This window comes from Rhizobium leguminosarum bv. trifolii WSM2297 (assembly GCF_000271845.1).
Genome location: NZ_JH719392.1, coordinates 238,945 through 251,503, shown reverse-complemented (window position 1 = coordinate 251,503; position 12,559 = coordinate 238,945). Strand labels below are relative to the sequence as shown.

Annotated in this window: 10 protein-coding genes; 1 reads left to right on the top strand and 9 read right to left on the bottom strand. The window is 61.1% G+C overall.

Annotated elements, in window-relative coordinates; translation table 11 throughout:
• Positions 1-89 precede the first annotated feature (89 nt).
• From RLEG4DRAFT_RS01100 to RLEG4DRAFT_RS01065, 8 genes are all read right to left on the bottom strand, one after another.
• Positions 90-833: a metallophosphoesterase gene (locus tag RLEG4DRAFT_RS01100; RefSeq protein ID WP_003574691.1), complete on the bottom strand. Its 744-nt coding sequence runs from the start codon at positions 831-833 to the stop codon at positions 90-92.
• Positions 834-904: 71 nt separating this feature from the next.
• A complete protein-coding gene (locus RLEG4DRAFT_RS01095) occupies positions 905-1,963 on the bottom strand; it encodes an ABC transporter ATP-binding protein (RefSeq protein ID WP_003574689.1) in 1,059 nt (352 codons plus the stop codon).
• 4 nt (positions 1,964-1,967) lie between these two features.
• Complete coding sequence (locus tag RLEG4DRAFT_RS01090) at positions 1,968-2,798, bottom strand: carbohydrate ABC transporter permease (protein WP_003574687.1); 831 nt, start codon at positions 2,796-2,798, stop codon at positions 1,968-1,970.
• Positions 2,799-2,802: 4 nt separating this feature from the next.
• Positions 2,803-3,738: a carbohydrate ABC transporter permease gene (locus RLEG4DRAFT_RS01085; RefSeq protein ID WP_003574686.1), complete on the bottom strand. Its 936-nt coding sequence runs from the start codon at positions 3,736-3,738 to the stop codon at positions 2,803-2,805.
• Between the two features lie 244 nt (positions 3,739-3,982).
• Positions 3,983-5,242, bottom strand: coding sequence for an ABC transporter substrate-binding protein (locus RLEG4DRAFT_RS01080; protein ID WP_003574684.1), 1,260 nt, complete (start codon positions 5,240-5,242; stop codon positions 3,983-3,985).
• Positions 5,243-5,276: 34 nt separating this feature from the next.
• The gene (locus RLEG4DRAFT_RS01075) at positions 5,277-6,449 is read right to left on the bottom strand and encodes a PLP-dependent transferase (protein ID WP_003574683.1); all 1,173 of its coding nucleotides are present in this window, start codon (positions 6,447-6,449) and stop codon (positions 5,277-5,279) included.
• Complete coding sequence (locus RLEG4DRAFT_RS01070; protein ID WP_003574681.1) at positions 6,446-7,168, bottom strand: FadR/GntR family transcriptional regulator; 723 nt, start codon at positions 7,166-7,168, stop codon at positions 6,446-6,448. Before RLEG4DRAFT_RS01070 ends, RLEG4DRAFT_RS01075 begins: the two co-directional genes overlap by 4 nt.
• A gap of 177 nt (positions 7,169-7,345) precedes the next feature.
• A complete protein-coding gene (locus RLEG4DRAFT_RS01065) occupies positions 7,346-8,176 on the bottom strand; it encodes an SDR family oxidoreductase (RefSeq protein ID WP_003574680.1) in 831 nt (276 codons plus the stop codon).
• 109 nt (positions 8,177-8,285) lie between these two features.
• On the opposite strand from RLEG4DRAFT_RS01065, the gene RLEG4DRAFT_RS01060 reads away from it, so the two are divergent.
• Positions 8,286-9,194, top strand: a complete 909-nt coding sequence (locus tag RLEG4DRAFT_RS01060; protein WP_003574679.1) for a LysR family transcriptional regulator — start codon at positions 8,286-8,288, stop codon at positions 9,192-9,194.
• A 1,070-nt stretch (positions 9,195-10,264) separates the two neighbouring features.
• Here RLEG4DRAFT_RS01060 and RLEG4DRAFT_RS01050 read toward each other — a convergent pair.
• A partial coding sequence (locus RLEG4DRAFT_RS01050) for a BID domain-containing protein (RefSeq protein ID WP_003574677.1) occupies positions 10,265-12,559 on the bottom strand: 2,295 nt, incomplete at its 5' end.

Sequence of the window (12,559 nt, the reverse complement as noted above, 5' to 3'; positions counted from 1 at the left end):
CGCAGGGGATATAACCCTTGCGGGCGATGCGGCAAAAGTTTTTTCCGCTCGCGGCACGTGAGGTTTCACCGTTCAACCTGTCTCTTGTTCTAAGCGGGCGCAGCAATCGATACTATATGCGAAATGAGCCTCCCGTCGCTGACGTCATGCACGAGGAAGGATGGCGCGTCGATAATAGGAAGATCGTCGCGGCCCTCGAGCAGAAGCGGATTGGGCGGGCAGAGCGAGCCGCAGGTCCGGACGGGGATTGACCCCAGCCGTCCAGATATAGGTCGGTGGACATGACCGCAGAGAATCGCCAGCGGCTGCCTGTCCATTCCCTCCAGGGCGCCGAGAAGCGCATGACCGTTCCTGCATCCGACCTGGTCCAACACCTCTATACCGATCCTGAATGGCGGCTGATGCATGAACAGAAGGACCGGCGTCGTCACCGCCGCGAGCGCACTCGTCAGCCACGGCAGATGAGGCAAGAGATCGCCGTAGCTCTGACCGGCTACGGTCACATCGACACCGAACAGGGTAAGATCATCGACGGCTACCCGGAAATGCAGCGGTCCCGGTGCACCGAGCCATGTGCCGATAGCGGCAAATTCGGAGCGCATCAACTGCACATCATCGCCGTTGCCTGGCAATAGATGCACGGGGCAGTCCAGCGCGTGCAGGCTTTCGGCGATTAGACGATAACCCTCCCGCCAGGCATCATCCACCAGGTCTCCGGTGACAACAAGCGCATCCGGCCGAAACACACGCAGCCACCCTATCGCTCTCCCCAGCGTCCGAAGCGAAGAAAGGTCCGGGCGTGCATGGATATCGGATATCTGCGCAATAAGCATACCGTACCTCCGGGCTACTGGCGAAGAGAGGATGCCGAAACCGACGGTGACGAGCTACCTTTCTCAACTGCTCAATCGATGCGTTTTCCCTCGTCGTCGAACACATGCAGATATTGCGCCGGGAAGGCCACATTGACCTTCGGACCGGCCTTCAGGGCCTCGCGGTCCAGCGTGAAGATCTTGAACGGCAGGCCGTGCAGAGCAAGATGCAGGATGATGCCAAAACCTGTGGGTTCGACCAGTTCCGCATCCGTGGGAAGGCCTGCGCCGTCGGTCGTCATCACCACATGCTCCGGCCGGATGCCGAGAGTCACCTTTGCGCCGTCGGAAAGCGGCAGCGGCTTTGCCAGCGGCACGATCGTGCCGTCCTTCAACTTCACCCCGCCTGGGACATAGCTCGCCTCGAGGAAATTCATCCCCGGCGAGCCGATGAAGCCGGCGACGAAGAGGTTGGCCGGGCGGTCGTAGAGTTCCAGAGGACTGCCGACCTGCTGGACCACCCCGCCATGCATGGCGACGATCCGGTCCGCCAGCGTCATCGCCTCAATCTGGTCGTGAGTGACATAGATCGAAGTCGCCTTTAGGTCGCCGTGCAGTTTCTTGATTTCGGCGCGCATCTGTTCGCGCAGGCGCGCGTCGAGATTGGACAGCGGTTCATCGAACAGGAAGGCTTTCGGCTGGCGCACGATGGCGCGGCCCATGGCGACACGCTGGCGTTGGCCGCCGGAAAGCGCCTTCGGCCGCCGTTCGAGCAGCGGATCGAGCCCGAGCTTGGCGGCGGCAGCGGAGACAGCACTTGCAATTTTCTCCTTGGCCGTCTTCCGAAGTTTCAGGCTGTAGCTCATATTGCCGGCGACGTTCATATGCGGATAGAGCGCGTAGGACTGAAACACCATGGCGATGTCGCGGTCCTTAGGGTGCAGCTCGTTCACTCTGGCGCCGGCAATGCGGATCTCGCCTGATGTGACTTCCTCCAACCCGGCGATCATCCGCAGCAGCGTGGACTTGCCGCAGCCGGACGGACCGACGAGCACGACGAATTCACCATCCTGGATTTCGAGGTCGACGCCGTGCAGCACCTGCACATGGCCATAGGCTTTGCGGATATTCTGGATATCGATCGATGCCATTTGTTTAACCCTTGACCGCGCCGGCCGTCAGGCCCTGGACGAGATAACGCTGGATGAGCAGAAAGAAGAGGCCGGCCGGAATGAGCGCCATGACGCCTGCCGCCATCATCTGCCCGAAATCCACCGAGAATTTCGAAACGAAGGTGAGAAGTCCGACCGGGAAGGTCGCCGCGTCATTGCCGTTGATCAGCATCAGCGCGAAAAGCAACTCGCTCCAGGCCGCCGTGAAGACAAAGCCGAGCGTGGCGGCGATGCCGGGCAGCGTCAGCGGCAGTATGATCTGGCGAAATGCCGTGAACTGCGTCGCCCCGTCGATCATCGCCGCCTCTTCGAGATCCCTCGGGATACCGTCGAAGAAGGACTGCATCAGGAAGGTGGCGAAGGGCACGTTGAAGGCGGTGTAGACGATGACCAGCCCGGTCAGGCTGTTGGTCAGATGTAGGGGTGACAGGATCTTGAAGATCGGTGCCACCAGCATGACCAGCGGAAACATCTGGGTCAGCAGCATTAGCGCGACGATCCAGTATTTTGCCCGGAAATTGAAGCGCGACAACGCATAGCCGGAGAGCGAGGCGCAGATCGTGACCGTCACCGCGGTCGAGGCCGAGACGATCAGGCTGTTCTTGAAAAAGGTCGGAAAGGCGCTGTGCCGCAGCACGAAGGCATAATGATCCCAGGTCGTGCGCGACGGCCACATGCGCACGCCTTCGCTATAGAGCAGGTCGTTCGGCGTCACCGAGACCTTGAGCAGCCAGAACAGCGGGAAGAGCGCGAAGGCGATATAGCAGAGGATCGCCAGACGGTGCGCGATCGTTGGCATCACGGATCGTCTCATGGGCTCAATCCTTGTTCAGCAGCGTCTGCCGCAGCAGGATGATCAGCATCGAATAGGCAAGCAGCAGCACCAGCAGCACCAGCGCGATCGCCGAGGCATAACCGAAATCGAGCCGCTTGAAGGCGGTGGTGAAGATGTAGCTCGCAACGATCTGCGTCCGGTCCGCCGGTCCGCCATTGGTCATGACAACGATGAGATCGGCGAAATTTGAGATCCAGACGGTGCGCAGCAGCACGGTGATGGCGATCGTAGGCGCCAGAAACGGCAGGGTGATCGAGCGGAAGCGCTGGAACCAGCCGGCGCCATCGATCGAGGCCGCCTCGTAGAGATCGCGCGGGATCGCTTGCAGCGCGGCAAGAAGCGTGATCGCGAAGAACGGAATGCCCCACCAGACATTGGCGGCGATCGGCCCCCACATCGCATAATTGGGATCCGACAGGATATTGCCCGGCTCATGCATCAGCCCGAGCGCAAAGAGCCAGTGCGGGATCGGCCCGATGACGGGATTGAACAGCCAGGCCCAGTTCAGGCCGGCGAGAAAGGACGGCACGGCCCAGGGCAGGAAAACCAGCGCCTGCGCGATCGCCCGGCCGGGGAATGGCTTATCCAGCAGCAGCGCCAGGATGAGCCCGAAGACGAACTGCAGGACGACGGACGCGCCCGTCCACCAGAGCGTGTTCCTGAGCGCCCCGTAAAAGGCCGCATCCCCGGCAAGCTCGCGGAAATGATCGAGCCCGATGAAGCCGCCGGAAAACGGATTGAGCAGCTGGATATCGCGAAACGCATAGGAAATGCCGACCGTCAATGGCACCAGCATCACCGCGATGATCAGGATCAGCGAGGGCGCGCTGTAGAGATAAGGCTCCGAAGCATCGGCAAGACGACGCAGCCATGGCCTGCGGTCGCGACGCATGTCGAGCGTATCGGCGGAAATGGTCATTGGATTGCAGATTCCATGTGTCTTACCCGGTTGGGAACTTGTGATGCTTCTGAACGGAGAGACCGGAGCCCCCTCATCCGACCCTACGGGCCACCTATGCCTGGGTCGAGCCACTGGTCTCGACCCGTCCTTCGGACCCCCTTGGCGAGAAGGAACGGAGGTGTTGCGGCTATCACCTTCTCCCCTGCGGGGAGAAGGTGGCGGCAGCCGGATGAGGGGACTTCAATCTCAAAGCCCTCAGTCTTTATTTCTTCGACAAGAACTTCTGCTGGGCCTTGGTCAGATAGTCCGCCCACTGATCAGCCAGATCCTTCGCCGAGATATCGCCGAGCAAGGCCTGCTGCGAGGTCTTGATCGCCAACGAATCCTTGAAGAAGGCAAACTCTTCGAGGTAGGTCGGCATGACTGTTGGTACCGTGTTCGGGTCCGCCAGTTCCTCGAACCAGCCCTTGAACTGGTCACCGGCATAGAAGGGATCCTTCTCCGCCGCCGTATAGGCCGGCAGCGCGCCGATGCGCTTGTTCCACTCGATATTGCCTTCCGGCCCTTCGAGGGTGGCGATCAGCTTCCAGGAGAGATCCTTGTTGCCGCTGGTCGAAAACATCGACCAGCCGCCATAACCGATGGTCGGAAAGGACTTGCCGTCGGGACCCTTCGGCAGCGGCATGACACCGAAATCTTCCTTCTTCATGCGTTCGGCAATGGCGATCAGCGCATCCGGATCCTGATCGAGGAAGGCGCAGGTGCCGGAATAGAATCCGGCGACGACCTCGTTGAAGCCCCAGTTGACGCTGTCCTTCGGCGCATAACCCTTCTTGTAGAGATCGACCATCCATTCGATGCCCTTGGCCCAGCCGGGGCTGTTCATCGTCGAAGTGCCGTCTTCCTTGAAGTACTTGTTGTCGCCGGCCATCGAGGCGGCAAAGATCATCCAGCCGTTGAGGCCCCCCGCGCCGCCGCGCATGCAGTAACCGTATTTGCCGGGCAGTTTGGAGACTTTTTCGGACGCGGCGGTGAATTCCTCCAGCGTCTTTGGTGGCGCTGCGACGCCGGCTTCGGAAAGCAGCTTCTTGTTGTAGAACATCGCGCGGAGATAGAAGCCATAGGGCAGCATATAGGCGGTGTTCTTGACGTCGCGGCCAAGTTCGAGGGCGCGCGGCGTCAGCTCCTTGGTGTGCTCCCACTTTGCGAGATAGGGCTCGAGGCTTTCGAGCATGCCGTTATTGGCATAGAGCGACAGCCAGGTATCGGGCATCTCCATCACATCGGGCACGTCGCCGGCCGACACCATCGTCGCGAACTTCTGGAAGGCTTCGTTCCAGGGCAGCGAGATGATGTCGACCTTGGTGCCAGGATTGGCGGCTTCGAATTTGCCGACGATCGATTTCAGCGTTTCGGTCCGCTCCGGGCTGGTGATGACTTCGACAAGCTTGAGCGTCGTATCGGCAAAGGCCGTACCCGCCATCATCGAAGCAAAGAGCGTCGAGATTATTAGCTTTTTCATGCTCAGTTCCCCCTTGTTAGGTTTCTCTCAGGTTTCAGGATTGTGAGGCGGCGGCGAGCGCCTCCTCGAGGTCTCTCCACAGGGCTTCGGTTCCTTCGAGGCCGACATGGAGACGTACGGATCGCGCATGAATGCCGAAGCTTTGCGCGGAATTCGGCTGTGCCTTCTGCTGCAGCACCACCTCGCCCGGTACGATCAGGCTTTCATGTCCACCCCAGCTTACACCCAATTTGAAGAGCTTGAGATGATCGGCAAAGGCGCGGATATCGACGCCTTCGCGGAGGATGAACGAAAACAGGCCCGAGGTGCCGTTGAGCCCGGCAGGCAGACGATTGGCGAGTCCCGGATGGCAGACCGTCTCCACCACGTCGACTTCCTGTAGGCGCCTAGCGATGGTGAGCGCCGATGCCTCGTGGGCCCGCATGCGCAGCGGCAGCGTGCGCAGGCCGCGGATCAAGAGCCAGGCGTCGAACGGCGAAAGCTTGCCGCCGAGATAGGGATAGGCCTCGGCCTTGATGCGGGCGATCATCGCCTTCGAGCCGGCGACGATCCCCGCGACCACATCGCTATGACCGCCGAGATATTTCGATGCCGAGTGGATGACGAGATCGACGCCGAGCGTCAGCGGCCGCTGGAAGAACGGGCTTGCCCAGCTGTTGTCGATCATCGAAATGACGCCGTGCCGCTTTGCGAGGGCTGCGAGCGCACCGACGTCATGCGCCTCCATCACCCAGCTCGTCGGGCTTTCCAAGTACAACAGCTTGGCGCCGGGCAGCGCCCTGGCCACCGCCTCCTCGTCGCGCCCGTCGACATAGGTCACCTCGATCTTCATACGCTTCAGGATGGTACCGAACAGGCGGAAGGCATCGGGATAGACGTGCCTGACGGCGACGATGCGGTCGCCCGGTTCGACGAAGCTTAGCACGGAAGACGAAATCGCCGCCATGCCGCTCGCAAAACCCAGCGCGTCCTCGGCACATTCGAGCTTGGCCAGCATTTCCTCGAAGGCACGCACCGTCGGGTTCAGCCCGCGCGTATAGGTCGGCCGCACCTTCTCGCCGCGATAGACGGTGATCATCTCGTCATAATCGGAAAAAGTGAAAAGCGAGGTCTGGAAAATCGGCGGCACGACGGCGTCGGCGAAGTTGCCGTCGTCGTGGGCAGTGATGAGGGAAGCAAGATCGAACGGGTCTGCGCCGTTGCTCATTTGGACATTTCCTTGATGTCTTCCTCGACGATGCCGAGAATTTTCAGCGTTTCCGCGCGCGCCGCCTCGGCATCCCCGGCAGCGATCGCGTTGAAAAGAGTGCGGTGAAAGGGAAAGGAGCGGCGGGCAAAATCCTGCCGCTCGAACGGATGCTCCCAGAAACGCTCAAAGGTCTCGCGCATCTGCTCGAGGAGCTGGCGAAACAGTGGATTGTGAGTGGCGTCGTAAATGGCGAGGTGAAAGGCCAGATCCTCGGGCCCGGATGTGCCTTTCTCCAGGTGCACCCGCTCCATCGCGTTCAACTTTTCCTCGATGACGACAAGATCCTTCACCGTGCGCCGCCGCGCCGCCACCATGCCCGCCTCGCATTCGATGCCGCGGCGAACCTCCAGCGTCTGTAAGAGCACGTCGCGCAGGTGAGCGGTGTCGAACGACAGCGGCATATGGATCGTCGCCCTGGACACCGGCTTCAAGAGATAGGTGCCGCTGCCCTTGCGCGTCTCGATGACGCCGAGTGCCTGGAAATGGCGGATCGCTTCGCGAATGGTCGAGCGGCCGACGGCAAGTGCCGCCATCAGCTCACGCTCTGCCGGCAGCCGATCGCCCGCCTGCAACCTGGCTTCCTCGACATAATCCGCCAGCGCATCGGTCACCTGACGCGCGCGGTCCATGACCGGAAGCGGCCGGATTACCGGCCTGTCACGACGATTTGCCTTCATGGTTCCCCATTTTCTTATCAGGCAGCCCGCAGAATTGGTCTGACATCTTAGCATTTCTGAAAGAGGAAAGGGCGTCAAGCGGTGTTTACGATGGTACCGAAAATTTCGCCCTCGAACCGAATAGTCTACGACCCGCTCCGCCGATGGGTCATGATGATGATCGGCCGCTGCTCTCGGTCATGCATCGACATCCATCGATATCGTGACGTCCTTGAAAGCGTCGAGATTGGCCAACCGCTCGACCAGCGCCTTGCGGATCGCAGTGTAGCTGCCGGCGCCGAGTGCTAGTCTCTTCGGCGCGAGGTTTTGTCCGGCGACATCGATCATCGCCTGCACCATTTTGACCGGATCGCCCTTGGCTTCGAACGTGCCTTCGGCGATGGCGCGCCGGATTTCGCCCGCCGGTGTGGCTTCATAGGCTTCCATCGGCTTGGGCGCCACGAGGCCACGCCCGAAATCAGTGCGTGCCGGGCCTGGCTCGGCGATGATGAAGTCGATGCCGAAGGGTGCGACCTCCTGTGAAACGGCTTCGATGAAGCCTTCGATCCCCCATTTGGTCGCGTGGTAGAGGCTGAAATTCGGATAGGCGATCTGTCCGCCTTCCGAAGATACTTGCAGGATGCGGCCGCCGCGCTGCGCCCGCATATGCGGCAGTGCTGCCCGGATCACCTGAATCGAGCCGATCAGGTTGGTATCGATCTGATGGCGGATCTGTTCGTCACTGACCTCCTCGGCAGCGCCGAACAGGCCGTAACCGGCATTACTGACGACGATGTCGATCCGGCCCATTGCCTCGAAAGCAGTGCCGACGACCTGACGGACCGCCTCGTCATTGGTGACGTCGAGCGTGGCGATCCAGAGGTTCTCGCCGTGACGCGCCTTCAACTCGTCGAGCGCTTCCGGCTTGCGCACGGTTGCCGCGACGCGATCGCCTCGCGCCAGCAGGTTCTCGGTCATGATCCGTCCGAAGCCGGAAGAAGCACCTGTGATCATCCATGTCTTTGTCATCGTCTTGCCTTTCATGCCGCGGGATTGCGGCTGCTCTTGAAGGCAGAGATAGATCGATTTACTGCTGTTTTAATCCGTTGAATTCTGCACGAGCTGGTGAATTTCACCCATGAATTACAAGCCGACCTTTGCCGAGCTGACCGCGTTTTCAGCAATCATGACCCATCGTAGCTTCCGCAAGGCCGCCGATGAACTCGGCCTGTCGCCTTCAACGCTCAGCCATATGATGCGCGCACTCGAAGCCAATATCGGCGTACGCCTCCTCAATCGTACGACCCGAAGCGTCGCCGCCACGGAAGCCGGCGAGCGTCTCGTCTCTCGGCTGGCGCCGTTACTTCGGGATTTTGACTTGGCGCTTGAGGAGGTCAACGAGTTCCGCAGCCGACCCAGCGGCCGGCTGCGGATCAATACGAGCGAGATCGCGGCGCGGGTGCTACTCGATGCCGCCGTTCCCACGTTCTTCGGTCGCTATCCCGACATGTCGGTCGATCTCGTCACCGACAACCGGCTCGTCGATATCGTGGCCGAGGGTTTCGACGCCGGTATCCGGTTGCGCGAGGCCGTGCCCCTTGACATGATCGCGGTGGATTTCGGCGGCGACACCCGCTTCGTTGCCGTCGCTTCGCCAGCCTATCTCGCGAAACATTCGTCGCCGCAGACACCGGACGAACTCAAAGCTCACGCATGCATCCGCTTCCGGCTGCCTAGCGGCAAGCTATTCCGCTGGGAGTTCGAGAGGCATGGCCACGAACTTGCGGTCGACGTTGCCGGTGCACTGACGCTCGACCATGTCGACCTGATGGCGCAGGCCGCCGCGAAAGGGCTCGGCATCGCCTACGTCTCGGATCGCACAGCGCGACCTTTTCTTGAAAGCGGCGCGCTTGTCACTGTGCTTGACGACTGGTGCCCGGCCATACCCGGCCTCTGCCTCTATTATGCCGGCCATCGGCATGTGCCGCAGGGCCTCAGGGCATTTATAGAAGTGTTGACCGAGATGGAGCCGCGGCACGGGCGATAGGCTCAGGCTATTTCGACCCCGAACCGGATACGGCGGACGATGAGCGAGGCTGCGCGCGACCAGCCAGTAGCCGCCGTGAGGAATGGCGAGGTCGAAGTGGCGAATCAGCCGACCGGCCCTGATCCCATCAGAGCTATGCCCTGCCCCCGCAAGCGGTCGGATCACTAGGCCTGTCGCTGCTATTTGCCTTCGTAGTTCCCCATTTTCTAGGGTCACTCCTCGTTTAGGCAGCTACCGGAGCTGTCAGGCGGTAAATCAACCTTGCAGCCTCTTTAGACGTCATCGCACCGCGACGAGCCAAGCTGAACAAAAAGGTAGCCGTTTGCGACTTCGAACTTCTTGAGAAGATCCGCCCCAACTTCATCTCGCGTAACCGCTTTAAAGTGTCGCCACTTGTGTTTCCTGGCATTCGCGGGGACAGGCGCTCCCTCCCGCAAAAAGAGCGTCAAGTCAGGTTCATCGTCTGATTTGTAGATGGAAATCCTCATCAGGTTGGCCCTTTCTCGCAGTGCAAAATATTGTGCACCGCAAAACAGGGAATGGCAAATTATCTTTCGCCGGGTAAGCTAAAATTACGGTCTCGCAAGCGATGATCAGTGTATACCAAATGCCGATCAGCATTTGGGAGACGACGTGCCGCCTGAAGTGCGCGGCATAATCAAATTCCAATGTAGAGGTGATAACGGCGGAGGGCTTAGCGGCGCTCCAACGATCACCGGTAAGGAAGCACCCCAGATACGGCCACGAGAGGTGCGGATACCGAGGCCAGATTGACGACGTCCATCTTCGTCAGGGTAGCAAATCCGATCCCAGCGCCGATCGAGAAGCCCAGGCGAGAGAACGATAGCGCCAGACGGAGGGCCCCGCGACGGCAATCTAGCGCTCGGTTCACAGCCGGACTTTTTTTGCGCCCGTCGTCTGGCTGGCGGATAGTTTGCAGGTCGGAATCTTGTTTTCGGAAATTTGCGCGGGTTACAAAAAGCGATGCCTGGCAATAACAATGGCTTATCAGACAAAGTACCGGCAATCTTGTCCTGCTCATTCCCGCTTCGGTAGCGAGTTTAAGTCTCTCACATACGAATGCCGCGCCCACGGCTCACAGCCCGCTGGCGCCGTTCCGCAATAATCTCCTCACTGCTTTCATGGCGAACCGTCTGCTGCAGGACCTTCAGCCTCTCCTGCATTGCCGCAAAGGCCCCACGTTGCGCCGGCGACACGTGATTGATGAGCTCCTTGTCACCGCGGATGAGGGCATTGCGCCCGAAGCGCTGGTCGAGTGCCTTGCTGACATCAGTAAACTCCCGACGGATGTTTGCATCGAGAGGTGCAGCCGGAATATTCAGCTTGCGACCATTCTTTCGCTGCGCCACCCGTTGCGCGAGCGCCTCCTCTGCCCCTCTCGACAGGCCGGGAATGGCAACCGCCATGCGCTGCCGCTCTGCCGTAATGCTCCGTCGTTCTGCGTCAAGCAGATTGACATAGGACGACCCGAGCGTGCGCAGGCGGACGGCGGCTTCCGGCACCGCCTGCGCCGCCTCTTTCCGCTCCCGGCCAGAGGCCAGCATCTTATCCATCAGGCGGTCGGAACCGCGCAGTGCACCGTAAGCGGCTGGATCATTGGACACCGCGGCGGCGATGCGATCGGCAGCAAAACCTTTCAGGATCAGCTCCTCGATCATGCTGACGGCCCCGGCCGGATCGCGCCAGATCGTCCTTGCAGTATTCGCCAGTGCCGCACGCTGCTGGTGATAGAGAGGAGCTGCGAGCACACGCGATCGCGCCTCCTCGTCGACCGGCGTCTTGAACTCGGTGACGGCGGCAAGCATCGGCAGCACGGTGACATTCTCCTTCGCTGGCTTCTTGCCTGGCCCCGCCTCTGGCTCCATCGGAACGGCGCTGGCCGCGGCGACGATCTTCGAGCGATCCTGACGCTCGGCAAGATGCTGCTCCGCGGCAAAACGTTTGACGGCTTCGAACAGGTTGGTGAGCTTCTCACGCTGGGCAGCCGCTAGATCGTCCGGCATGCGTTCGGCCACGTTGCGTCCGGCAACCGCATCCGCCTTCGACGTGAAGGCGCTCCAGCCGAAGCGGGTCGTCAACGCCTCGCTGACCGCCTTGATCTCCTGCACGACCGAGCGGTCCTCGGCGGCAAGCGCAAAGGCGCTCTTATAGGCGTCGTCACCGCCTTGGCTGCGTACCGCCTCAATCTCCATAAGCCGCGCCATCGCATGTTCGGAGAGCGCCGGGATCGACAAGGCCATATAGGAGCGCCGCGTCTGCTCGCGCAGTTCGAACCGTTCGGCATTCCTGCGGAACTCGGTTGCGTGGGCCCGTGCGAGCGGCCGCAGTTCGTCCACGGCCGACATTGCGGCGCTGCGCTCCTCACGTGCCGCGCGTCCGTCGACGATCAGTTCGGAACCACGCAAGCGGCCAAGCCGATCAGGGGCTGCGGCAAGATCGTCGGCAAGCTTGCGCGGTTCAATAGCCGCATCCGATGCCAGCGCATTCAGGGCGGCAAGCGCTGCATCCGGATCGCGATAGATCTTCTCCAGCAGCGGTTGAAGGATCGCTTCCCGCTCTGTCCAGGCCGGTGACGAACGCTGCGCCAGCCGCGCATCCTCCTCGACGGTTCTGACGAAGGAACTGGCCGGCGGGATCAGATAGCGTGCTTCGCTGGAGGTCGCTTCGACCATCCTTTCGCTCCGCTCTTCATTGTAGGCGACCCGCCGTTCCCGCTCGATGGCAAAGCCGAGCGCCACGCTTGCCCGCTCCCAGAGCCTTTCCACCTGCTCCCGCTTTGCGGCAATCCACGCAAAGCGCCGGGAGAGGCTTTCCTCCATCTCGACTGCAGCCAACGAAAGATGATCGATGCCGCGGCGCCGGGCGAAGTCTTGCGCCTGGGCGCGATAACCGGCCCCACTTTCAAAATCGAGCGTCGTCGTCTTGGCGCCGGAGCGCGACAATCGCTCGACGAGCTGTTTGAACATATCCGGCCGATGGCTTTCCCGCTCGAGGCGATGCTGGCGCGCTTCGGCGGTTTCGATCTGTCTCGCCGTCCAGACGTTGCGATCGACTTCCCTCTCCTCGTAACGCTTCTGGCCTGTCTCCTCGTCGACGACTGCTATCTGGACCTTGACCCGCTCGACGCCATCCTTGCGCAGGGTGACGGTATCGCCTGCAGAGATGCCCGCCTCCTCGAGCGCCTTCGGCAGGCTGACGCCCCAAAGGCGATGGACGGTTCCGTCCTCCGTCCTGACATCGGCATAGGGACTGTCGTCGGCATCTTCGTCATTCGGCCGGAACTTGGCTTCTCCGGTTTCGACAAGCTCGCCGGTCACACCGGCGGCATGATCGACATGCAGCTT